This window comes from Actinomadura craniellae (assembly GCF_003289645.1).
GTDB lineage: Bacteria > Actinomycetota > Actinomycetes > Streptosporangiales > Streptosporangiaceae > Actinomadura_D > Actinomadura_D craniellae.
In genome coordinates this window covers 24,527-48,288 of the sequence record NZ_QLYX01000004.1, presented here as the reverse complement: position 1 = coordinate 48,288, position 23,762 = coordinate 24,527, and the positions used below count along the sequence as shown (strand labels likewise).

At 71.1% G+C, this 23,762-nt stretch carries 20 protein-coding genes; 15 read left to right on the top strand and 5 right to left on the bottom strand.

Going from position 1 to position 23,762, the window contains the following annotated elements:
- Positions 1-164: 164 nt before the first annotated feature.
- The 7 genes from DPM19_RS09710 to DPM19_RS37050 all read left to right on the top strand — a co-directional run bounded on the left by DPM19_RS09710 (position 165) and on the right by DPM19_RS37050 (position 8,572).
- Complete coding sequence (locus tag DPM19_RS09710) at positions 165-1,160, top strand: LuxR C-terminal-related transcriptional regulator (RefSeq protein ID WP_111865214.1); 996 nt, start codon at positions 165-167, stop codon at positions 1,158-1,160.
- A 13-nt stretch (positions 1,161-1,173) separates the two neighbouring features.
- Positions 1,174-2,970, top strand: a complete 1,797-nt coding sequence (locus DPM19_RS09705) for a S9 family peptidase (protein WP_158566745.1) — start codon at positions 1,174-1,176, stop codon at positions 2,968-2,970.
- A gap of 11 nt (positions 2,971-2,981) precedes the next feature.
- Positions 2,982-4,253 (top strand): MFS transporter, encoded by a 1,272-nt coding sequence (locus DPM19_RS09700; RefSeq protein ID WP_111865209.1) that lies wholly within the window; start codon positions 2,982-2,984, stop codon positions 4,251-4,253.
- Between the two features lie 148 nt (positions 4,254-4,401).
- A complete protein-coding gene (locus tag DPM19_RS09695) occupies positions 4,402-5,397 on the top strand; it encodes a helix-turn-helix transcriptional regulator (RefSeq protein ID WP_146778797.1) in 996 nt (331 codons plus the stop codon).
- Positions 5,398-5,823: 426 nt separating this feature from the next.
- Positions 5,824-6,243 (top strand): hypothetical protein, encoded by a 420-nt coding sequence (locus DPM19_RS09690; protein ID WP_146778796.1) that lies wholly within the window; start codon positions 5,824-5,826, stop codon positions 6,241-6,243.
- 354 nt (positions 6,244-6,597) lie between these two features.
- Positions 6,598-8,292, top strand: a complete 1,695-nt coding sequence (locus DPM19_RS09685) for a relaxase/mobilization nuclease domain-containing protein (RefSeq protein ID WP_111865201.1) — start codon at positions 6,598-6,600, stop codon at positions 8,290-8,292.
- Entirely contained in the window at positions 8,204-8,572 is a 369-nt protein-coding gene (locus tag DPM19_RS37050) for a DUF2399 domain-containing protein (RefSeq protein ID WP_111865198.1), read from the top strand. Before DPM19_RS09685 ends, DPM19_RS37050 begins: the two co-directional genes overlap by 89 nt.
- Positions 8,573-8,748: 176 nt before the next feature.
- Here the strand turns inward: DPM19_RS37050 and DPM19_RS09675 are convergent, their stop codons facing one another.
- On the bottom strand, positions 8,749-9,408 hold the full coding sequence (locus DPM19_RS09675) for an ATP-binding protein (protein ID WP_111865195.1): 660 nt from the start codon (positions 9,406-9,408) through the stop codon (positions 8,749-8,751).
- 273 nt (positions 9,409-9,681) lie between these two features.
- Between DPM19_RS09675 and DPM19_RS09670 the strand changes: the two genes are divergently transcribed.
- Both DPM19_RS09670 and DPM19_RS09665 read left to right on the top strand, forming a co-directional pair.
- On the top strand, positions 9,682-10,527 hold the full coding sequence (locus tag DPM19_RS09670; RefSeq protein ID WP_111865192.1) for a helix-turn-helix domain-containing protein: 846 nt from the start codon (positions 9,682-9,684) through the stop codon (positions 10,525-10,527).
- An 18-nt stretch (positions 10,528-10,545) separates the two neighbouring features.
- The gene (locus DPM19_RS09665; RefSeq protein ID WP_111865189.1) at positions 10,546-10,752 is read left to right on the top strand and encodes a DUF397 domain-containing protein; all 207 of its coding nucleotides are present in this window, start codon (positions 10,546-10,548) and stop codon (positions 10,750-10,752) included.
- A gap of 318 nt (positions 10,753-11,070) precedes the next feature.
- On the opposite strand, the gene DPM19_RS09660 is transcribed toward DPM19_RS09665, so the two are convergent.
- The 4 genes from DPM19_RS09660 to DPM19_RS09645 all read right to left on the bottom strand — a co-directional run bounded on the left by DPM19_RS09660 (position 11,071) and on the right by DPM19_RS09645 (position 15,733).
- The gene (locus DPM19_RS09660; protein ID WP_111865187.1) at positions 11,071-11,265 is read right to left on the bottom strand and encodes a hypothetical protein; all 195 of its coding nucleotides are present in this window, start codon (positions 11,263-11,265) and stop codon (positions 11,071-11,073) included.
- 16 nt (positions 11,266-11,281) lie between these two features.
- On the bottom strand, positions 11,282-11,716 hold the full coding sequence (locus DPM19_RS09655) for an NUDIX hydrolase (protein WP_111865184.1): 435 nt from the start codon (positions 11,714-11,716) through the stop codon (positions 11,282-11,284).
- Between the two features lie 412 nt (positions 11,717-12,128).
- Positions 12,129-12,602: a GNAT family N-acetyltransferase gene (locus DPM19_RS09650; RefSeq protein WP_111865181.1), complete on the bottom strand. Its 474-nt coding sequence runs from the start codon at positions 12,600-12,602 to the stop codon at positions 12,129-12,131.
- On the bottom strand, positions 12,599-15,733 hold the full coding sequence (locus DPM19_RS09645) for an orotidine 5'-phosphate decarboxylase / HUMPS family protein (RefSeq protein ID WP_111865179.1): 3,135 nt from the start codon (positions 15,731-15,733) through the stop codon (positions 12,599-12,601). Before DPM19_RS09645 ends, DPM19_RS09650 begins: the two co-directional genes overlap by 4 nt.
- A 254-nt stretch (positions 15,734-15,987) precedes the next feature.
- Here DPM19_RS09645 and fxlM point away from each other — a divergent pair, with 254 nt between their 5' ends.
- The 6 genes from fxlM to DPM19_RS09615 all read left to right on the top strand — a co-directional run bounded on the left by fxlM (position 15,988) and on the right by DPM19_RS09615 (position 23,722).
- Positions 15,988-17,184, top strand: coding sequence for a methyltransferase, FxLD system (gene fxlM / locus DPM19_RS09640; RefSeq protein WP_233510015.1), 1,197 nt, complete (start codon positions 15,988-15,990; stop codon positions 17,182-17,184).
- 76 nt (positions 17,185-17,260) lie between these two features.
- A complete protein-coding gene (locus tag DPM19_RS09635; protein WP_111865174.1) occupies positions 17,261-17,449 on the top strand; it encodes an FxLD family lanthipeptide in 189 nt (62 codons plus the stop codon).
- Between the two features lie 71 nt (positions 17,450-17,520).
- Positions 17,521-20,565 (top strand): lantibiotic dehydratase, encoded by a 3,045-nt coding sequence (locus tag DPM19_RS09630; RefSeq protein ID WP_111865171.1) that lies wholly within the window; start codon positions 17,521-17,523, stop codon positions 20,563-20,565.
- Positions 20,562-21,767 (top strand): lanthionine synthetase C family protein, encoded by a 1,206-nt coding sequence (locus DPM19_RS09625; protein ID WP_111865168.1) that lies wholly within the window; start codon positions 20,562-20,564, stop codon positions 21,765-21,767. Before DPM19_RS09630 ends, DPM19_RS09625 begins: the two co-directional genes overlap by 4 nt.
- Positions 21,768-21,779: 12 nt before the next feature.
- Positions 21,780-22,604: a thiopeptide-type bacteriocin biosynthesis protein gene (locus DPM19_RS09620; RefSeq protein WP_111865165.1), complete on the top strand. Its 825-nt coding sequence runs from the start codon at positions 21,780-21,782 to the stop codon at positions 22,602-22,604.
- A complete protein-coding gene (locus DPM19_RS09615) occupies positions 22,601-23,722 on the top strand; it encodes a hypothetical protein (protein WP_111865162.1) in 1,122 nt (373 codons plus the stop codon). The genes DPM19_RS09620 and DPM19_RS09615 overlap by 4 nt, the downstream gene beginning before the upstream one ends.
- The last annotated feature ends 40 nt before the right edge of the window (positions 23,723-23,762 follow it).

Here is a 23,762-nt window from a genome sequence, read left to right as displayed (position 1 = left end):
TCAGCCGTCCGCTTTTGCCGAAATCGCTGCGGAGCCGTGCCTTTCGCGGCTGAGTCGGCCTTCCGGCAGGTGATGACGAGTTCTGCGCACTGAAGCGAAACAGTCACCGACAACAAGTGACGCAAGTAGCCATGCTCGTTACTCTCTGTGCTCGGAGGTGGCGGGTGGGGTTCGAGGCTGGAGAGACGGCGACGAGGCTTCTGCAGGGCATCGTCGACGACGGTGTGCTCACCTCGTACAAGGAGCTGCTGGTGCGCGGCGGGTGCCCGAACGGCGAGGCGGCCGACCTGCTCGGAGGCCCGCAGATGGTGGCGACGCTCACCGAGGCGGGGATGGCGTACGTCGAGCCGGCCGGTCTGGCGGGGGAGCCGCGCTTCGTCGCGATCCAACCCGAGCTGGCTCTGCAGAGCAGCCTTGCCGCGCTTTCCCGCAGGCTCGTGGCGCGCCAGCAACGGCTGGTGGACGGTTACCGCCGGATGGCCGAGGCGCATCCGTTCCCGGGTGTGCTGGAAGCCGGCCGGGACCGGCTGGTCACCGTCCTCACCAACCGGGCGGAGATCAGCGACGTGTCCCGCGCGCTGCTCAGCACGGCGCGGCGGCACTGGCTCACTCTGGAGAACTTCGTCATGGAACGGCCGCTGGAGGAGCTGGTCGCGATGCCGCCGCTGCCGGTGTTCGAGGGCGAGGTCGGATGCCGGTGCATCTACCAGGAGTCCTGCGCCGATACCCCGATCGGCGCCCAGATCATGAAGATCCACGCGGAGGCGGGCGAAGAGGCCCGGACGGTTCCGAGGATCGGCATGAAGATGAAGCTCGCCGACGAGGCGGTGGCGCTGCTTCCGCTGATGCCGACCGGAGTGTCCGGGGCGCTGCTGGTCCGGTCTCCTCTCATCGTGCGCGCTCTGCGGCAGTACTTCGAGCTGCTGTGGGAACGGGCGGTCCCGGTCGGGGCAGCCGAGGCCGAGCCGCCACTGAGCGACGTCCAGCGAACGATCCTCCAACTGCTCGCCCAGGACATGACGGACGAGCGCGTCGCGCGCCGGCTCGGCATGAACGTCGCCAGCGTGCGGCGGCACGTCAGCGACATCCGCAAGGAGTTGGGAGCCGCCAACCGCTTCGCGGCGGGAGCCGCGGCCGCCCGCCGTGGCTGGGTCACATGAGAGCGGAGAGCCCGTGTTCGAGTACCTCGATTTCGTGCCCAGGGAACGTTTCCGCCGCGCCCTGGCCGTCTCCCCGGACGGGGCGGCGGTGGCCTACTCCAGCAACGCCGGCGGTGTTTTCGACCTTTGGACGATCCCCGCGTCCGGAGGGCGGCCGCGCCGGCTCACGCACCTGAGCGACCAGGCGGTGGCGCAGATCGCCTGGACACCGGACGGCAAGAGCCTGGTGTTCACCGCCGACCGGGAAGGCGACGAGCAGTACCGCCTCTACATGGTCGGAGTGGACGGCGGAGACGTCACCGAGGTCGGTCATGGACCTGACTGCCAGCGCGTCCTGGCCGACGAGCCGTTCGACACCGAAGGGCGCCACCTGGTCTACGCCGCGAACGACCGTGACGCGACCGTGCAGGACATCCTCGTCCGGGATCTGCCCGATGGCACCGAACGCCGGATCCTCCCACCCCCTGGCGTGCAGTTCACCCCCGTGCGCGTCTCTCCCGACGGCCGCTGGCTGTCGGCCCGCGGGAGCCGCTCCAACTCCGATGTCGCGGCATACCTGATCGACCTGGCCGACGCCGGCTCGGTTCCCCGGTGCCTCACCGCCGGATACGGGCAGCGCTTCTTCGCTCCGGGACCGTGGACACCTGACTCGTCCGGTTTCTACCTGTGCACCGACCTCTGGGGCGAGTTCACCACGGTCGGCCTGTACTTGCTCCCAGACGCATCCCTGACCCAGGTCGTCGCCGACGAGTGGGATGTCGAACTGATCGGATCAGCCGGCGACACGCTGTTCTGGACGGTGAACGAGAACGGGTGCTCGACCCTCCACGCCCGCAGGAACGACGCCGTTCTACGACTTCCGCAGATCCCTCAAGGAGTCGTCGACGCCTTGGCGCTCACGCCCGACGCCGAGCAGGTCGTCCTGGAGATCGACTCGGCTGCCCGGCCCAGGGAGATCGGAGTGCTCGACCTGTCGACTGGCTTCAGGTACCTCACCGACACCCGCCCGCCGGCGATCCAGGCCGTCACTCCGGTCGAGCCGGACCTGGTCAGCTATCCCGCGGGCGACGGACGCCACGTGCACGCACTGCTGTACCGGCCGCACGCACCCGGACCGCATCCCGTGCTGCTGTCGATCCATGGCGGCCCCGAAGCCCAGGAGCGCCCCCAGTACGTGTACTCGGGTCTGTACCAGCACCTTCTGGCCCAGGGCATCGCGGTCTTCGCGCCGAACATCGCCGGGTCGACCGGGTACGGCCGCGCCCACCGGCTACTGATCTACCGGGACTGGGGCGGCGTCGATCTGAACGACCTGGATCACGCGGCCCGGTACCTGCGGACCCTTCCCGGCCTCGACGCCGGCCGCCTCGCCGTGATGGGCGCCTCGTACGGGGGCTTCGCCGCACTGTCCTGCCTCGCACGGCTCCGCCACCCCTGGGCCGCCGGGGTGTCGCTCTGCGGACCCACGAACCTGCTCACCCTCGCGCGGGCGTGCCCGCCGACCTGGAAGACCACAGTCGCCAGCGTGCTCGGCGACCCCGACACCGACGCCGAACACCTTCTGCGGCGCTCACCCATCACCTACGCCGACGCGATCGACGCGCCGGTGTTCGTCCTCCAGGGCGCCCGCGACCCGCGCGTTCCGCAGGACGAGTCCGACCAGATCGTCGCCCGGCTTCGCGGCCGAGACGTCGACGTCCGGTACGACGTCTATCTCGACGAGGGGCACGGGTTCACGAACCGCGACAACGAGATCAAGGCGTATGGGGACATCGCGCGGTTCATCACCTCTCACCTGCTCGGCGAGTAAGGCGCCCACCAGTGTCCAGGATCCTGACTCCGCTCTCCCTCTTCAGGGAAGCATCGGTCGCTCCGCTGCTCGTCTCCCGGGTCATCTCGAGCATGAGCGTGGGGATGGGCCATATCGCTCTCGCCTGGGGCGTCATGGGCATGGGATACGGAGCTGGAGAACTATCGCTCGTTCTCGCATGCAACGCGTTCCCCGCCCTGCTCATCCTCTGCGGCGGCATCGCCGGCGACCGCTTCCGGCGCCACCACGTGCTCATGGGCGCGGAGATCCTCGCGTGCCTTGCCTGGCTGGCACTGGGAGCGTCCTTCTCCATGGAACGGGCCCCGCTCCCGCTGCTGTGCTCGCTTGCCGGCCTGGGTGGAATCGCGACGGCCATCTTCCTCCCGACGGTCCGCGGAGTCATCGCCGATCTCCTCGCAGGTGGCAGGCGCCCCGCGGGGAACGCCATGGTCAGCCAGACCGAGGCGGCCGGCCACCTCCTCGGGTTCGTGTCCGCGGGCGCGGTCGTCACCTTCGTCGGCCCCGCGGGGGCGGCCGGGGCGAGAGGGACGTTGTGCGGCATCAGCGCCGTGCTGCTCGGGCGACTCGTGACTCGCCGCCCGGATCGTTCCGCCGCCGGCCCCGTCCACGACCTCCGGGAAGGCTGGCGGGAGTTCGCAGGCCGTCCGTGGGTCTGGATCATGACGTTGCAGTACACGGCGATCACCACGGCCCTGGTCTGCTACATGAAGATCGCCGGCCCGCTCCACGCCGAGAACGGGCACGGTGGCGCATGGGCCTGGGGAGTCATCAGCGCGGCCCCACCCCTCGGAGCACTGGCCGGAGCCCTGATCGGCGCCCGCTGGCGGCCGGCTCACCTCATTTCCGTCACGGCGCTCCTGCCCATGACCGTGTCGCTCCCCATGCTGCTGATGGGTGGCGAGGCACCGTGGCAGACCATCGCTGTCGCCGCACTCGTCCCGGGCACGGCGCAGGCCGTCCACTACGTCCTCTGGACGACTGCCCTGCAGGACGAGATCCCGCCTGCGGTGCTGGTCCGTGTCAACAGCTGGAACATGGTCACCGGCTACGTCCTGATGCCGGTGACCGTCCTGCTCGCCGGCCCGCTGGTCGCCGCCTTCGGCCCGCAACCGATCGTCCTCGCCGCGGCGGCGGGAGCCATCGGCGCGACGGCGTTGACGCTGCTCGTCCTGTGGCTGCATCCGGCCGTTCGCTCACCCGGCAGGGCAAGGGATGCCCCGGCCGCCTCGCCGATGCGCGAATCGGAGGCCATCGCCGGCTGACCAAAGCGAAGATCGATGCCGGCCAAGGCCCGCACCACCTTTCCCCTGACCGCTTCTACCGAGGGAGACCCTGTCCCCCGCGGTGACCCCGCCCGAGCTCGCACCACCTCCCCTGACCGCTCCTACCCGCACCCAGAAAGTCCTGGCCGTGAGTGACTTGCACCGTGGCTCGCTCGCATTCAGAGCGCGGCAGCTCCTGGAAGGCGTGATCCAGAACGAGCTGCTGGCTCTCTATATCCCGATGCTCGTGCAGGGCGGCTGCCCGGTCGAGGAGGCAACGAGCCTGCTCGGCGACGGCGAGCACGTCGAACTCCTCACCCGTCAGGGGATGGCCTACCTCCAGGAGGACGCGGACGGCCACCCGGCCCTCGTACCGGCTTCGCCGGATCTGGCGCTGCAGCGAGCCCTGGCGCGCCTCGCCGGCGACCTCGCGGCCGAGCACCAGATGTTGCTCGAGGGACAGGAACGCCTCCGCACCGCCCAAAGGGGAACCGGCTCGGCGGTGGACGGCTCCATGAACCAGCTGGTCCAGTTCCTTACCGACCAGGACAGGCTCGCCGAGCTGACGTCGACACTGGTCGGCTCGGCACAGCGCGAGTGGCTGATCCTCGGCGACCACATCGCAGGCGACCGACCCGATGACGCGCGACCCCCCTCCTACAGCCGTACAAGATGCAGGGCGATCTACGAGAGCAGCCGAGTCGAATCACCCGCCGGACGCGAGAGCGTCGATGCCGACGTCCGGGTCGGTGCCACTGTCCGGCTTCTCCCGCAGATCGGCATGAGCATGCGAATCGCCGACGAGGCGATCGCGTTGATGCCACTGGCCGAGAAGAGTTCGGCAGGCGCGTTGCTCCTCCAGTCCTCGGTGATCGTGGGAGCGCTGAGGGAGTACTTCGAACTCCTGTGGGAGCGCGCGACGCCGTACGGCGCACCCGACGGGCAGAACGAGCCTCTCCCGCCGATCCAGATGAAGATCCTGCGCCTGCTCGTACAGGACCTGCCGGACAAGGCCATCGCGGATCAGCTGGGAGTGAGCCTCGCCACGGTCGGCCGCCAGCTCAACGCCATCCGCGATGCCCTGGGCGTCCACAACCGCTTCGCCATAGGAGTCGCAGCCGTCCGACGCGGTCTCGTCGATTAGGTCGCCACCGTTCCTCGCGGTAGGGCACCTCGACCGGCCTGATCGGAGGAAGAGCACCTCGTGCAGAGCAGCTCCCTTCACCTGGCTGCGGGGGAGAGGCCACCTGCGACATGTCACTCATCAACGAGAATTCAGATGCTGCAAAGCCTCTCGCCTGCGGTCATATCCGCTGCTGGATCGAGCTGGACGGTACGTGATTGAGAATCACCTCAAGGCATTAATTGGGACAGTTGAGAACGCGGAGTATTGCTCTGTCATCGTGGCGCTGAACGGGGCCTCGGCTGGCGCCGGGCAAGAAATGTAAAACGTGCCATTAAAGGCTGGACCGGGCGCGGTCCAGCCTTGCACACTGTTCATCACCGCCACTTCGAAGTGGCGGTGATGAACAGCGGGACCGGGCGCGGTCCCCTAGGAAAGGGGCTGGGCATGGGTGTCGATGAGGGTGGGGCGAAGTCGGCGGCGAGGAGGCGGCGGGGCCGGCGTGCGCATCAGGATCCGCCGCGCAGGCGGGCGGTGCGGTTCGTGCTGTCGGTGCAGGAGTACGAGGTGGTGACCGCGGCGGCTGAGCGGGAGGGGCTGGCCAACGGAGCGTACGCGGCACAGGTCGTGCTGGCCGCCGCGCGAGGAGAGGAGAGGTCGGAGCACGCGGTGTTACGGGATCTCCTGGGTGCGGTGGTACGGGCGTCCGGCCAGGTCAGACGCATCGGGGTGAATCTCAATCAGGCGGTTGCGGCGTTGAACTCCGGGGAGTTGTCGTCAGCGTTGCGCTGGTACGCCGATGCGGCGTACCGAAGTGTGCAGAAACTAGACGAGGTCGCCGATGAGGTCCGGCTGCGCCTGCCCTGAGCGCTGGGATATTAGTGTCACTTGGGTGGCCCTGTTCGATGAAACCGAGCCCCTCGCACTACATCTTGCCTTAACCGCTCATCACGGTTTCTCGTTTGGTGAGAGCCGTCCTTGAGAATTCCGGCATTGCGTCTTGTAGATGGCGTAATTCCGTTTTCTTTCGCGCGACCAGCGGCGTGGGGTGCTGTGATCGGAAAAGTATTGCGTGGGGCGCGGGTGCAGGGTCTGATCCGATATGTGTACGGCCCGGGCGAGCACGGTGAACACCGCGATCCGCATATCGTAGCTGGCTTCCGCAGCCCGGCGGAATTGGAGCCGGCGCTGTTACCGGACGGCGGGCGGGATTTCCGGCGGTTGGACGGGTTGCTGGCCCAGCCGCTGGCGATGCTCGGTGATCGCAACTATCGCAAGCCGGTCTGGCACCTGTCGTTGCGGGCGGCTCCGGAGGACCCGGTGCTGACCGACGAGCAGTGGGCTCAAGCCGCACGGGAGGTGATGGCCCGGACCGGGCTGGCCCGGCCCGAGGACGAGGAAGCGGTCCGGTGGGTTGCGGTCCGCCATGCCGACGACCACATCCACATCATCGCGACCCTGGCCCGCCAGGACGGCGAGCGTCCGGACGTGTGGAACGACGGCTACCGGGTGCGCGACGCCTGCCGGGCGATCGAGGAGCGGTTCGGGTTACGGCGGACGGCCCCGGCCGACCGGACCGCGGCCAAGCGGCCCAAACGCGGAGAGACCGAGAAGGCCCGCCGCCGCGGCTGGGCCGAGCCGCCGCGGACCGCGCTGCGCCGCCACGCGGCCACCGCCGCGGCCGGAGCTCGGGACGAGGCCGAGTTCTTCGCCCGCCTGCGCGAGCAGGGTGCCCTGGTCCGAATGCGGTTCAGCCGCCGGGATCCGGGCGAGGTGACCGGGTACGCCGTCGCTCTCCCCGGCGACCTGGCCGCGGACGGTCAGCCGGTCTGGTACGGCGGCGGCAAGCTCGCCGCCGACCTGACCCTGCCCAAGCTCCGCCACCGCTGGACCGTCCCGGCCGTGCCCCGGCCGCGCTCTCCGCTCGATCCGGCTGACCGATCGCTCGGTCAGCCGCGACCCGGGGACTACCAGCCGGTATCGGGCCGCCACCTGTCCGTCCGGTCCGCCCGGGCCGTGCTGCGGACGATCGTCCGCCAGGCCGCCGACCAGACGCGGACGCCCGAGGAGTTCTTCGAGCACCTGGCCCGCAACGGCGTGCTGGCCAAGCAGCGGTTCAGCGAGTTCCACCCCGGCCAGATCACTGGCTACTCCGTCACCCTGCCCGACCACACCGACCCCGACGGGCAACCCCGGTGGTACGGCGGCGGTCGGCTGTCCGACGACCTGTCCTGGCAGCGCCTGGAACATCGCTGGGGGCCGAGATCCACCCGTCACCTGGACCCCGAGCCGGCGATGGACCTCACGGTGGAGGAGCGCCGGGCGTTCTACGAGGACGCCGCACGCGCGGCCGACTACGCCACCGCCCAGGTTCGCCGCTGCATGGCGGTCGACCCGCACACCGCCCGGGATGCGATCTGGGCCGCCTCCGACACCCTGCATGTGGCCGCCCACGCCACCGGCAACCGCCATCTGCGCGCCGCGGCCGACGCCTACGACCGGGCCGCTCGTGCCCCCTACGGTCGCATCCCCGCACCCACCCCGGCCGGTACCGGCCTGCGCACCGCCGCCCGACTGCTGGCCATGACCGGCGTCTTCGGCGACCAGGGCACTCAGGCGGTCATGCTCCTGACCGCCAACCTCATCACCCTCATCGACACCATCGCCCAACTCCACCAAGCCGAGCACCGGCACGCCCAAGCGGCGGCGGCCCAGGCCGCCGGCCGGCATCTCCACCAGGCCGGATCGGCACAGAACCGTCAGGTTCCCTGGCTCACTCAGCCCGCTCATGCCCCAACACCGGTGGACCTGGCGATGACCGCCTTCCCTGTGCCCTGGGCACCGGCGGAAAGCCCACCGGCACCGGACCGATCGGGCAGGACAAAGCCTCCAGAGCCTCGCCGCCCTGGACTGTGAACGCCCCCAGCGCACCGGCCCGGCCTGTCGAGCTGCCTGGCGCGTGGCCGGTGTCGCCGCCGGGGCGGCACTGGGGCTGATCGGCACCCTCGCGGAGGCCGGCCGCACTGTTCACGCCCGTGCCGACTTCGACCGGGTCGGCCTCGGCATAGTGGACCGGCTTCGCGCCGTCGTCCCGGCCTACGCCCGTGGCGCTTCGACCTCACCTCCTACCGCGCCGCCGATGGCATCACGGCCACTGCGGACCTGGAGGCGGCGGCCACCGCGCATGCCGTCATGAAGAGGCACTGCTCCCGATACTGCTAGACGATCCGCGCAGAGAATGAACAGCCCAGGAACGCGGCTGCCTGGAAAATCCGGAGGACCTCACGCCGGGCTGCTGGGCGTGGGACGTGCGCCCCCGCCCGATCGCGGAGGGTCTGCTGAGCCTGGCGATCGCACGGCGTGAGGACTCCTTCATGGAGTAGATGCCGGTCCGGGAGGGCCGTCCAGGTGGCGGATGAGGTGTTCGGCGGTTTCCTGGAGGTCGATGAGGGGGTGGCGGACCAGGAGGCCGGGGCGGGGTTGCCAGGAGAAGTGGCCGGGGCAGATCCAGACGTTGAGGGCGGGCAGTTCCAGCAGTGACAGGCCGCTGGTGTGGCTGGTGTGCCTGCCTGGCAGGCCGCGGCGGGCCAGGACCCGTAGTAAGCATCGCGCGGCGGTGTCCGGCCGGACGGTGATGGCCTGGCTTGGCCAGGTGGGTGGTAGTGGCAGTGTGAACCAGACGGTCTTGCCGGCGGTGGGGCGTTCGGCCAGCAAGGAACGGGACGGAGCGTGCCCCCACCCGGCGGTGAGCTCGCCGAGCAGCGCCAGGCCCTTGCCGGACTCCTCCAGCAGGTCGGCCTTCCCGGGGCGGGGGAGTGCGGTGCGGGCGCCGTCGAAGACCGAGACGACGAGCTGCGGTGCGGGCACGGTCCGCGCCCAGATCCACAGTTCGGGCGGGGCGGCGCCCGGTGCGGGTCGGGCGTGCCGTAGCGCGTTGGTGGCGGTCTCCGACACCGCGAGTCTGCCGTCCTCGATCACCTCGCGGTCCAGGCCGAGCCCGGCCATGGTCCGCCCCAGCAGCGAGCGGGCCATCGAGGGTCCCCGCTCATCCGGCGGCAACCGCCAGGCGCGTGCACCACCTACGGCCAGGTCGGGGGTTGGTCTTTCATCATCGGGGGGTCACCTCCGGCAGTGGGGCTGCGCTGGCCCTGGCGGCTCATCACCTCGGACAACGCTCCTCAGTCACGAAGTGCGGTGAAGCGCACACCGATAGTGTCGTCTGCAACTCAACGATGTGCAATGTTTCACTTCAATTTGTTTCGAGAATCTGGGGCGTTGGGGCGGTAGCTGCGGGAGACTTCAGCCATGGCAGCCAGGATCGAGACGTTCCGTGGGTGGCAGCTCCGCAGAGAGCTGCTGCGCCTGCGGGAAGGAACCGGCATCTCGATGGAGGAGATCGCAAAGCGGCTCGACTGGTCCAAGGCCAAGGTCTCCCGCATCGAGACCGGCCGGACCCGCGTCACTCCCAGCGACGTCCGGCTCCTGCTCGACGAGTACGGCGTGGCCGGTGAACATGAACGCCAAGTGCTGATCGACCTGGCCAGAGCCGCCCGCAAGCCAGGCTGGTGGCACAACTACCCCGACGTCGTCGCAAGCCCCTATGTCAGCTTCGAGGCCGAAGCGTCCGGGCTGCGGATGTATCAGACGCAACTGGTGACCGGCCTGCTGCAGACCGGCGGTTACCTGCGGGCTCTGCTCACCTCGGTGCGGCCGGCTCTGCCACCGAACGAGATCGATCGGCGAGTCGAGGCCAGGACGGCCAGGCAGCAACACTTCCTGGAGAGCGAGTCCCCGCACCTGTGGGCGATCCTCGACGAGACGGTCCTCCGCAGACCGGTCGGAGGGAGGGACGTCATGCTGGAACAACTCGAACGGCTGAAAGAGGCCGCGCGGCTCCCCAACGTGACGCTCCAGATCCTGCCGTTCAGCGCCGGATCCCACGCGGCGATGGGAGTGCCGTTCGTCATCATGGACTTCGACGGCCCTGCCCCCATCAGCGCCGTCTACCTGGAGCACCTGACCGGTGAGCTGTTCCTGGAGGGTGAGTCCGATCTGTCCCGCTATACCCTGGTCTTCGACTATCTCCGCGCCAAGGCGAGCGACCCCGAGGACGTGGTCCCCGTGATCGAGGAGATTGCCGCACGGACGTGACCGGCGAGGAAGGCCTGAATGCAGACCTCGGATCTGAACGGCGTCAAGTGGCGTAAGAGCTCCCACAGCCAACCCACACAGTCAGAATGCGTCGAAGTCGCATGCCTGGGCGAGGTGAACGCGGTCCGCGACTCCAAGAACCCCGGTGGTGGCGTTCTGACCGTGCAACCACAGGCATGGGGCGCGCTCCTGGCGGAGATCAAGCAGGGGACATACGACCTGTAGATGCGACGGGCACCGCCCTGTCACGCCTGTCACGGTGGAAGCGCCGGGCGCGCCCGGCACCACATCACCATCCACCACGCCAGGGGCCCCACCCGCTACCAGCACTCGGCGAACGGCCGGAGCAGATCCCGCAAGAACTCAAGGACGACGTCGAACCATTCGTCGTCGAGCATGCCCCCGTTGGTCTGCAGCCGGATCCCGGTCACGGCGGCTGTCCGGCCCGCCGCCCCAGCAGGGCTCCCAGGTGAGGTTTTCCGGCGGTCAGTGGCTCCCCGCCGTGCAACTCCGCCATGACCGAGCGGTTCCTGAACATCGAGGTCAGGCGGTCGAGGTCAGGCGGTCAAGGTCCGCGGCCTCGACGCGCGTCCCGCCGGGGGCCTCCTTGCGCTGCTCGTAGCAGTAGGGGCAGCTGATGTCGCAGATCTTCCCGCGAATCTTGCGGATCACCGACACCGCGGTATCCGGCCTGCTGCCGGTGAGATGGGCGTAGATGTTCTCGATGCCGGTGCTCATCGGCCGTCTCCGGTGATCAGTCATAGAGGCGGCCCAGCAGGGCGCCCTGGCCGGACTGGAGGATGTGGGCGGCCTCCAGCGGAACCCAGAAGCATTCGAAGTTGGTGGGTTCCTGCTCGCCGTCGTGCAGTTCCTGGCTCGCCCACCGTTCCGGGGTCGGTTCGGTGGGTTCCAGGTGGAACACGTGCCGTCGCTGGATCTCGTACCGGTAGGGGGTGATGTCGTACTCGGTCTCGCCCAGCTTCCGAACGATCTTGAAGTAGTCGAGGCCGGTCTCCTCGCGGGCCTCGCGCAGCGCCGCGTCCTCGGACGCCTCTCCTGGGCGGACGCTGCCGGCCGGGACCTGGATCCCGACCTGCTCGTAGCTGTAGTCGGTGTGCCGGAACACCAGCAACCGGCCGTCCCGGACGATGTAGCACAGCACTTTGTCCTTGGTGACCTTTGCGGTCATCGACTCCTCTTTCTTCGCTGCATTCGTGAGAACGGACCCTGCGGGGCCCTGCGCTCGAGAGCGCCCGTGCCGGCAGGACATCGGAACGCCCGCGACGCGATGCTCGGGACTTCCGGTGACTCCGTACCGACATCGGGCCGGCTTCACCCGGCGGGTCCGCGCGAGTCCCTTCACCGCCGTGTACGGGCCTCATCTGGGCGCCGACGGAGAGTTCACCGACACCGGATCGTTCGGACGCAACGAGACCCGCAGAACCTCCCCCCGAGTTGTTCAGACGCAAGTGACCACGGCCCCCTACGCCCTGAAGAGACGGCGAAGGCGAAGGCCCCTGCGTCCCAGATGCCTGGCGCAGGCGACTGGCCGGCCGCTACGGAGAAACCACCGCATTTCGGCCGCTGAAGTTGTGGTCCCGTCAGAGGTCGAGTTGGTAGATGGCCCGGTCGCGGCCCGGCCCTTTGAAGTTGCTGGTCATCGAGATGCCGTTGATCTCGTGGTCGCCGGTGACGTTGTGGAATCCCAGGGCGGTCCAAGTGCGGTGCGCCGCGGTGTTGTCGGGTTCGGAGGTGAGGTAGATCCGTCGGCAGTCCCAGGCTTGCGCTTGGGAGCGAACACGGCTGATCAGCGCCTGGGTGATTCCGCGGCGCCGGTGATCGGGGTGCGTCATCACGTCCTGGACGTAGACGTCGGCGGGGTCGTCCTGGCTGCGGAAGGCGATGACCGCACCGGCGAGAACGTCGTCGACCACCGCCAGCGGGCAGGTGGAGGAGAACAGGTGCGCGTAGAGCCAGTAGTCCGAGGGCGTGCGAGCACGGATGTAGGGCTCACCCAGTTCCATGAGCTTGTGGACGTCCTGGATCCGATCCACCGAAAGCGGTGTGATGATCATGAGCGAGTCCCGTGGTGAGTGGTGTGGATGAGGGCGGTGAGCCGGTGGAGCATGTCGGCGGGCGTGACCGCCTCGGCGACACCGCGGCCGACGATCGCGATGTCCCAGTCGGCGCTGCCGGTGAGCGCGTCATCGGCGATGCCGAATCCGCCTGACACGGCCACGGGCAGCTCGCTGCACGCCCGGATGGTCCGGGCGGCCGCCAGGGGCCGGGTGCCCCCGACCCCGAGGTCGATGTTGGTGGTGACGACGAACCCGTCGATCCCTGCCCGCTCCATGTCGCGCAGCCACGACGGGTCGACGTGCCGGGACGGCGCGTCGAGGGTGAGGACGACCCCGAGGCGCCGCGCCGCGCCCACGGCGGCGGACACGCTGGCGATGGACGCCGGCCCGATGAGCAGCACGACGTCGGCCCCCGCTTCGGCGGCCAGCTCCACCTGATCACGTCCCCAGTCGGCGGACATCATCTCCGCGACCACGGCGACCTCGGGAGCATGCCGTTTGACCGCGTCGACGGCCTCGACCCCCACGCGTTTGATCAGCGGATCGCCCACCTCGATGAAGTCGACTCCGGCCTCTGCCGCGGCCGTGGCGATCTCGATCGCGCGGTCCAGGTCGTGGACGTCGAGGGCGACCTGGACCGATCGCCGGCCCCGCCGCTTCCGGTACGCCTCGCGGGCGCTCGCCGCGCTTTCCCGCCGCCGCGCGGCATGGGCCTCGCGAACGGTCAGCCAGCGGGCGGAGTCGTGCCCCCGGGCGATCAGCGCGCGTTCGAGCTCTCCCGGCAGCTCGATCCAGCCGGTGCGCGTCTCCCGGAGCAGCTCGAACAGCGCGGTGCCGTCGAGTGCGGAGCGCTCCCCGGCATGGTCACCGTGGAGCAGCCGGAGCCGCGTGAGGAGCTTCGCCACCGGAGCCGGGGCCGACCGCCAGCTGCCGTCGCCCGCGATCGACGCGACCACGGTGTCGGCCAGCTCGCGGTCCGGCAGGGGCTCGCGAGGACCTGACAGGACTCCCCGCAGAGTCCGCTCGCGGACATGCCAGTTGCCGTCGGCGAGCAGCGCGCGCACGTGGGCGAGATCCACCGCGGGCCCGGCGGCACCGATCGCCCGCCCCACGGCGGCACGGACCTTGTAGTCGTCGTCCCGGGCCAGCCGCTCCACGATCAGGCGCACATGCCCGTCACCGAGCACGCGGGGGCCGCCGAGGGCTTCGGCGAGGGCGGCCCGCACCCGCCAGTCCAGGTGCCGCAGCAGCCGGGGGAGCACCTTGACGTCGTCGCGATGGGCACCGGCGAACAGGTCGAAGTGTCGGGCCAGGAACGCCGCCTCCTCGGCGTTGTCGAAGTCCACGCAGTCGAGGACCCGGGCGCTCACCCGGACGTCGAGGGCGTGTTCGAGGTGGCGGGCCACGTCGTCCCATATGCCGAACCCGTGGGTGCGCAACTGCTGGACGACCCAGGGCGCGTGCCGGTCGGCGAGCGCTTCGGTGAGGGGCGGTGCGGCCAGCAACGCCCTGGCGAGCCGGCTCGTCGGCGCCTGGGAGCAGCGGTCGGCGCAGGTACGGAGGACGTGCGGAGAGGCGAGGTTCCCGTTCGACGCCGCCGTTTCGAGCAGCATTGGCAGTGCCGTCTCCAGCCCGATGGACGGGGCCAGGGCGAGGAGCTCGATGAAGTCCGGTGCGTGACGGTCGAGCGCGCACACGACGAAGTCGAACACGCCGCGTGCCGCCGCCGACCGGCCGGCCCGGTCGGCGAGTTCGTTGAACGCGGCGATCGTCGCGGCTGAGCGGCCTCGGGCGATCATCCGGTCGGCTATGCGGACGGCGAGGAAGTAGTCGCGGAACACCCCGTGGGCGAACCGCTCTCGTCCGCCAGTCTCGCGTTCGACGAGCGCGGGCACCGGAGCGCCGGCCGGCGAGACGGCCGCGGCGCGGTTCGGGCGCGGCGGGGACTCGGCCAGCGCGCGGGGCATGATCTCGGGAGCCTCATCGCAGGCCAGTTCCGCCAGCCGGTCCATGGTCGGCTCGACGTCCTGGCGGGCCCGGGTAAGGACCATCCGAACGCAGTGGTCGACCAGGCGGAACGCATTGCTCGCCCCCGGCTCGCCGCCCACCTGCCGGGCGCCTTCGGAACCGTGCAGCATCCGCAGGTACAGCGGTGTCCGCACCAGGGCCTGCAGCGCATGCGGCAGTTCGGTGAAGGCGGGCTGCTCCGGACTCTGGTTTCGCTCCCACTGCTCGCGCGCTTCGGCCGGCGTCCACCGCCGCATCACGTAGGAGGGCACGGACGGGCGCGCCGCGGGGCCGAACGTCGACGCGGCCAGCACGGGAAAGGCCGACACGTCCACCGCGGGTGGCGTCCGGACCACGACGACGAACCGCAGCCGGTCGGAGGCCGCCTGCCGTAAAACCCCGTCGACCTGCCGGCCGACGCCCGTGAGCTGCTCCTCGGTGTCGATGCCGTCGATGATCACCACGCAGGAACGCCGCAGCCCGGCCGAAGCCTCTTCCAGGCTCAGCAGCGGGTCCTCCCCGCCGGGAACCGAGGCGTAGCGCAGGATCTCGGTGGCCAGCCCGGCATCGGGCACAGCCCAGGTCGAGCAGGAATGGAACTGGAAGTCGGCCTGCCCGGACAGCACGTCCGCCAGGTGCCGGGTGAGCAGGGTCTTACCGCTGCCCGAGCGGCCTGCGAGGGCGAAGGCCCGCGAGGGCGAATCGAGGAACTGCCGGAAGGCCTCGACGGCCGCCCCGTCGGGCCGGTACCCCGGCTCGGCGGTGCCGGTCCGGGCCGTCTCCAGCAGAACGGCGGTGCGCTGCCCGGACCGGGCACCGAACCGGTCGGTGCCTGTGGACGGCGTGCGCTCCGCCGGAGGATCGGCCGGCTCATCGCCGCCGTCCGAGCGAAGGATGAGGACGAACCGCTCGGCAACGGCCGGCTCGGATCTGGTGAGGTCGGTGTCGAGAAGCTGCTGCGTGTCATAGCGCAGCCTCGCGTCCGTGCCGCGCCGCTCCCAGTTCGACACCGCGGCGTCGTTGACCCCGAGGTGCGCGGCGAACTCGCGGACGCTCATGCGCTTGGCCTCACGGAGCGCCCGCGCCTCCCGGCCGGTCCACCGGGCCACCACCGAACCCATGACTCCGCCCCCGCCCCCTCGCCGCCCGTGCCGCCAGGCACACGGTAACCAACCCGCATCCGGAACTAGGGCAGAACTAGGACGGCAACGCGTGGTCCGCGCCCGGGCCCGGTGACACCGTGGAGCCGTACCGGGCCGGCCGGCCGGACCTCGTGAGAGCGACCGGATGGACGAGACGCTCCGCCGCGATCCCGACCGCCGCGGACCGACTCCGATGATTGGGTGACCGAATGACCACGATCCGAGATCGCAGTGTGGACGATGCGGCAGCGCCGCTGCGGGCCGCGATGGTGCGGGAGCTCCGCGACCTGGACGGCATCACGTCCGAGCCGGTGGCCGCGGCCGTCGGCACGGTGCCGCGGCACCTGTTCGCGATCGGCGAACCGCTGGAGAAGGTGTACGCGCCGGACACGCCGCTGGTGATCAAGCGGAACGACGACGGTCTGGCGCTGAGCTCGCTGTCGGCCGCCCACATCCAGGCGGTGATGCTGGAGCAGGCCGGGGTCGAACCCGGAATGCGGGTGCTGGAGGTGGGGTCGGGCGGGTACAACGCCGCACTGCTCGCCGAGCTGGCCGGTGCGTCCGGAGAGGTGACCACCGTCGACATCGACCCGGACATCGTCGCCAGGGCGCGTACCTGCCTGGACGAGGCCGGGTACGAGCGGGTGCGGGTGGTGCGGGCCGACGCCGAGCACGGTGTCCCCGACGGCGCTCCCTACGACCGCATCATCGTCACGGCCGGGGCCTTCGACATCCCGCCGGCCTGGCTGGACCAGCTGGCCGGGCGGGGACGGATCGTCGTCCCGCTGCGGTGGCGGGGAGTGACCCGGTCGATCGCGTTCGACCGGGACGGCGACGGCGGGGCCCTGGCGAGCAGCAGCTACCGGTTGTGCGGGTTCGTCCCGATGCAGGGGATCGGCGCGCACCGCGAGCTGGTCGTCCCGATCGAGGACGGCCTGTTCCTGCGGGTCGACGACCGTTCCCGCCACTTCGACACCGGCGCGCTGGCTGCCGCCGCGCGCACCCGGCCGCTGGAAGCCTGGTCGGGGGCGGCGTACGACCTGCCCGATGAGCTGGAACTGTTCCTGCTCACCAGCACGCCGCGAGCCGCGATGCTGCACGCCGGCCGGGAGCTGATCGACCAGGGCCGGTTCGACGCCTCGGCGGGCAGGGGCGTGCCCGCCCTGGTCCGCGACGGCGGTTTCGCCTACCGGATCAGGAGGGTGAACGAAGCCACCGGCGGCTTCGAGAGCGGCGTCCTCGCGCACGGTCCGCAGGCCGAGACGATCGCGGAGGAGTACTGCGACCTGCTGCGCCGGTGGGCGACCGGCTTCCGGCGGCGCGGCGCGGCGCGCATCCGCTACATCCCCGCGGCCCTCGCCGCGGCCGGAGGAGCCCAGGACCTGGCTTCGGTCAAGCCGCACGGGACCGTCACGGTGTCCTGGGCCTGACAGCGAACGAACTCCGGGGCGGGTCCCACCGCCGCGGAGCACCGGGTGATCCCACAACTCTGACCAGGAGGTCTCCATGTCCATCCAGTTCGGCACGGCCCCGGCGGCGCTCCCGCCGGTCACGGAACAGGCGGCGGGATTCGAGGACTGGGAACTGGACGTCTCGATCGTCGAGTCCGGTCCCGAGGCGGACAAGCTCATCAGGATGACCGACGACGGCTGCGGCACGACGTGCCAGTCCGCCTGCTCGCCCACCTGCCCGTAGCGGCTGAATTCTTCGTCGACGGCCGGGCCGTCCCAGACGGCCCGGCCGTTCCGCACTCTCCGGAGCGTTCGGTGTACCAGCCCCTCGACGCCGCGGTGATCCGCATGACGGCCTGGCCGCCGCACACCGGGATCCCCGCATGGCCTGACCTGACCGGCCCGGCCGGGCAGCACTCCTGGCAGCCGTGGCTGGAGACGGTCATGCGGCTGCCGGCCTTCGCCGCCGCGGTGGAGCAGGCCAGCCCGGCCCTGGCTCGCCGCGTCCACGAGATCCTCGCGGGGAAGCGGGTCGCCGAGCCCGACGCGCGTCGCGCGACCCTGGCCACCGCGCGGTACCTGCTGCGCGCCCTGGGACGGGCGACGCCGTTCGGCCTGTTCGCCGGCGTCGCCCCGGCCCGGATCTCCGATCGGGCCGCGCTCGGGATCGGCACCGGGCACCGGCCCGTCAGCAACGTCGACTCCGCCTGGCTGGGGGCGGTCATCGAGCGGCTGGAGGCCGACCCGGCGCTCCTGCGGCGGCTGCCGGTGGTGCGGCACGACCTCATCGTCGAGCGGGACGGCGAGGTGCTGCTGACCCACCGTCCCGCCGGCGGTGCGGGGGGCGCACCCGTCCAGGTGCGGGTGCGGGCCACTCCCGCCGTCCGGGCGGCACTGCGGGCCGCGTCCGCACCGATCCGGTCGGCCGACCTGGCCGCCCATCTCGCCGCCGCCTTCCCGGGAGTCCCCGGCGACGTCATCACCCGGCTCCTGGCGGAACTGGTGGACCAACGCCTGCTGATCACTTCCCTGCGGTCGCCGATGACCGTGACCGACCCGCTGCCCCACCTGCTCGCCGAACTCGACGCGGTGTCCGCGTCGGACATCCCGCAACTGGCCGGGACCGTCACCGCTCTTCGCGAGGCCGGCGACGCACTCGCCCGCCGAACCATCCCGGAAATGACCCGCTCGCAGCGTGCCGAACTCGCCGTGGGGACGGCGAAGGCATCCGTCCCAGCGGACCGTGCCGTGAGAACGGACCTGCGGATGGATGTGGAGGTCACGGTGCCGTCCGCGGTGGCGGACGAGGCCGCGAGGGCCGCGTCCGCGCTCGTCCGGCTGGCGCCCCGGGGAGATCTCGGCCGTGGATGGGCGGCCTGGCACCGCGAGTTCCTCGAACGGTACGGGCCGCACGCCCTGGTCCCCGTCCGCGACGCGGTCGACCCCGATATCGGACTCGGATTCCCGGCCGGATACCTCAGCGCACCGGCCGCCCCCGCCCCCGCGATGACCGGCCGGGACCACAAGCTCCTGGCCCTCGCCCAGAACGCCGCGCTGCGCGGTGACCACGAGGTGACCCTGGACGACGCGGCGATCGCCGAACTGGCCGACACCGGCCCGCGGGCGGCCGTCCAGCCGAGCACCGAACTGACCGTCCGCGTCCACGCCGCCTCCGTGCGCGCCCTGGACGACGGAGACTTCGCCCTGTCGATCACCGGTGTGTCGCGCAACGCCGGCACCACCACCGGACGGTTCCTCCATCTGCTCGCCGAGCCGGACCGCGACCGGATGCGCCTGGCGTACGCGGATCTGCCGACCGTGACGCGCGGGGCGATCCTCGCGCAACTGTCCGCGCCACCGCTGTACGCGGCCACCGAGAACGTCGCCAGATCCCTCCGGGCGCTGCCCCACCTGCTTGCGCTGGGCGAACACCACCCCGCCGGTGCGGACGTGATCGCGCTCGACGACCTCGCCATCACCGCGGACATCGACCGGATCCTGCTGATCTCGCGGTCGCTGCGCCGCCCGGTGGAGCCGGTGGCGCTGACCGCGGTGGAGCCGGTCCGCCAGACCCACCCGCTCGCGCGCTTCCTCCTGGAAGCGCCCACCGCGCTGGCCGTACCGTGCACGGCCTTCGACTGGGGGGCGGCGTCCCGCCTGCCGTTCCTGCCCGCCCTCCGGTACGGGCGGACGCTGCTGTCCCCGGCGCGCTGGCTACTTCCCGCCGCCGCCCTGCCAGGACCCGAGGCGGATGGGAACGGCTGGGACCACGGCCTGACCGCCTGGCGGGAACAGACCGGGCTGCCCCTTCGCGTCTACGCCGGGGACGGCGATCGGCGGCTCGGCCTGGACCTGGCCGAGCCCGCACATCGGGCGGTGCTCCGCTCCCTGCTCAGACCCGACGCCACCCTCACTTTGCGCGCCGCACCCGCCCCCGACGCGTCGGGATGGATCGACGGCCGCGCCCACGAGATCGTCATCCCGCTGGCGTCCACCCGCGAGCCCGCCCCTCCACCCCGGCTACCGCGCCACCCGCGGGTACCCGGCCGTGACCACGGCCACCTCCCCGGCAGCCCCGGACGGTTCTACCTCAAGCTCTACAGCCACCCCGGCGGCCAGAACGCCATCCTGCTGCGGCACCTGCCCCACCTGGTGGACGCCCTGGACGGTCAGGCGACCTGGTGGTTCCTGCGCTACCGCGACCCGCACGATCATCTGCGGCTCCGCCTGACCGTCCCCGCCGCTCGCTCAGCCGCCGTCACCGCCCGGCTGGCCGACTGGAGCGACCGGCTGCGTCAGGCCGGGCTGGTCGGCCGCGTCCAGTGGGACACCTACTTCCCGGAGGAGGGCCGGTTCGGAGCAGGGGCGACGATGGCCGTGGCCGAGGCCTACTTCGCGGCCGACTCCACAGCCGCGCTCGCCCAGCTGGCCATCGCCGACCGCGGCGACACCGACCCCCAAGCCCTCACCGCCGCGAGCATCCTCGACATCACCGCCGGCCTCCTCGGCAGCCCCGCCGCGGCGACGCGGTGGCTCATCGACCACGCCTGCACCACGACGCCCGCTCCGGCCCGCCCGCTGTACCGGCAGGCCGTCACCCTGGCCGACCCTGATCAGCACCAGGTGTCCGCCCTGCCAGGCGGCGACCATCTGCTGGCCTGCTGGGCTCGCCGCCGCCAGAAGCTGCGCGCCTACCGGGCCCTTACCGATGCCCGATCGGCCCGGGAACTGCTGCCCGACCTGCTGCACCTCCACCACACCCGCATGGCCGGACTCGACCTGCCGGGCGAACGCCGCTGCCTGCACCTGGCCCGTGCCGCGGCCCTGAGCCGGGCCGCACGCGCGAAGGGCCCACGATGACCCCGCCCGACCCGAACGCACTGGCAGCCGCCACCACCCTCGCCACAGCCCTGTCCGACCCGGCCACCGCCTGGGCGACCATCCCGGCCGGCGGAGGCCGGGCATGGCCGCAGTCGCTGGCCGGCGGTGCCGCCGGCATCGCGCTCCTGCACATCACCCGAGCCCGGACCGGGCACGGCGACTGGCGCACCGCCCGCACCTGGCTGTCGGCCGCCGCCCGCGACGCGCTGACCGCCGCCGCCAACGCCGGCCTCTACGTGGGCGTCCCCGCGCTGGCCTTCGTCACGCACACCGCCGCGACCCCCGGCCGCCACGCCCGGACACCGGCCCGCCTGGCGGACGCCACCATCGCGATCACCCGCAGGCGCCTCACCGCCGCGCACGCCCGCATCGACCGCGGCGAACGACCCGAGCCGAAGGAGTTCGACCTGATCCGCGGCCTGGCCGGGCTGGGCGCCTACCACCTGGAACGCCACCCCGACCACCCGATCACCCGCGACGTCCTCGCCTACCTGCTCCGGCTCACCGAACCGCTCCCCACCGACCCCGCCCTCGCCCCCTGGTGGACCGACCTGGCCCCTACCGGCGAGCCGCATCCCGACTTCCCGCACGGCCACGCCAACATCGGCGTCGCCCACGGCATCGGCGCCGTCCTGGCGCTGCTGTCCCTGGCCGTCCTCCAGGACATCCCGGTCCCCGGCATGCCCGAGGCCATCGAGCGAATCTGCGGCTGGACCGACCAGTGGCGCAACGACACCGATGGACCCTGGTGGCCCGGTTTCGTCACCCCCGACCAGAGCGCCCGACCCCGGCCCTCCTGGTGCTACGGCATCGCCGGCACCGCCCGCGCCCAGCAACTGGCGGGCATGGCACTCGGAGACACGACCCGACAACGCCTCGCCGAAACCGCCATCCTCACCGCCCTCGGCGCCCCGGCCCACCTCAACTTGCTCGGACCGGAGATCGGCCTGTGCCACGGCACCGCCGGGCTGCTCCAGGCCACCTGGCGCATGGCCGCCGACGCCCCTGGTCTGACCAGCGAACTGCCCCGCTTGACCGCCCGGCTACTGGACCGGCTGGACGGGCCGATCACCGACCCCGAACTGCTCGACGGCGCGGCCGGAGCAGCCCTCGCCCTCCACACCGTCGGCACCGGCACCTGCCCGACCCCGGCCTGGGACCGGTTCCTCCTCCTGGCCTGACGAGAGGACTCCATGGACGGCACCGAAGGCTGGCAGCAGATCAACATCCACTTCGCCGACTGGGCGTCCGCCGAAGGAGTCGCGGTCACCGACCTCGCCCCGCTCCTCCGGCAGGCTCAGGACGACGCCTTGCTCACCGGCTGGTTCTTCGTCCGCAAAGCCCCCTGCTGGCGCCTCCGCTACCGCCCCCGCACCGACCCCGCCCAGGCCGACGACCTCCTGCACGGGCGCCTCACCAGGCTGGCCACCACCCGGCGGATCACCGCTTTCCGGCACGTCGTCTACGAACCGGAACTCCACGCGTTCGGCGGTCCCGCCGGCCTGGCCACGGCCCACCACCTCTTCCACGATGACAGCCGCCACCTGCTCACCCACCTCGCCCACGATCGAAACGGGCACCGGCGCGAGCTGGCGGTGCTGCTGTGCTGCGCCCTGCTACGCGGAGCCGGACTCGACTGGTACGAGCAGGGCGACGTGTGGTCCCGCGTCGCCGACCACCGGCCACCCGACCAGCCCCTCACCGCCGAACGCCGCCGCACCCTCGAACCCGCCCTACGACGTCTCCTCCAGGTCGACACCGCACCCCTGACGGCCGACGGCGGCCCCCTGGCTCACACCGCTGAATGGCCAGCCGCATTCACCGGAGCCGGCGAGAAACTCGCCGCTCTCGCCGGCACCGGGCGGCTGCACCGCGGCCTGCGCGCCGTCCTGGCCCACCACGTCATCTTCACCTGGAACCGGCACGGCCTGCCCTACCCCGCCCAGACCGCCCTGGCCCACACCGCCGCACAGGTCGTCTTCGGCCCCAACCCCACCACGGAAGGCGCCACACCATGACCGGCCGCCACCCGACCATCACGCCTGCGAGCTACTTCCCGCTCGTCCCGCGACCCCGGCCCTCCTGCGTTCCGCTCACCACCAGGATCGACAGGCTCCGCGCCCTCGCCGCCGAACCCGGCACCGGAGACCTTCACCAGCAGCTCATCCGGGCAGCCGAGGTGTGCAACCTGGCAGCGCTCATCGCCTCGGACTGCGGCCTGAACACCCTGGCCCGAGACCTCTGCCGGCGGCAGTACGACGTGTTCGAGCAGGCCCGGCCGCTGCCGGACGATGTCGTGCCGCTCGCACTCCAGCCACTGCTCAACATCCCCCGCCAGATGATCCGCGACGGTGACGGCAGCGGCGCCTACGCCACGCTCGAAGCCCTCCACCGCGCCGCCCGTACCCAAAGCGGCACCGTCGTCGCGGGACGGAAAGTCCGGCTCCGGGATCTCGCCCGCAGCGTCGAAGGACACAAGGCCCTGACCGCCCGGGTGTGGGCCGCGTTGCTTGCCGACGGCACACGCGCCCTCGTCCAGGTCGGCCGCTGGACCGATGCGGCCGAACGCATCGCCGCCCATCGCGGCATCGGCACACGGCTCCTTGACGGCCGCCAAGTCACCATCCTCGCCGCCGCCCACACCGGCCGACATGAGCAAGCCGCCGAACTCATCGACCACAGCAGCGTCCACGAACCATGGGAACACGCGGTTCAGCATCTCCTGCGCGCCCACTGCCAGAAATCGGCGGGTACCGACGTCCAACGCCACCTCCCCGCCATGATCGCCAGCACTCTTGCGCTGCTGAAGCAGACAGACCCCGGCACGACGGTCTTCCGGAGTCGGGCCGCCATCACCGTGCTCGACCTCACCCGCACCCACTACAGCCCGGAACGCGAGGAACTCACCCGCACATTGATCGAGGCGGCAGGCCACGACGGGTACGCGGCCCGAGACCTCCTAGCCCGCCCGTACCTGACCTACGAACAATGCCAGGTGCTGGTCAAACTCGTTCGCATCTGTGGGCTGGACGCGGGCGTGATACTCGAACCACTCCACGGGCACCTGATGACCGCAGCGAGATGCGGCGAACAACGCCTCCGTGCACTTCTGAACGTCGAATCAGGCTTTTCGTAGTTGAGGGTGTAGTCGGGGTGCGCGGTGATCGCCGGGTAGG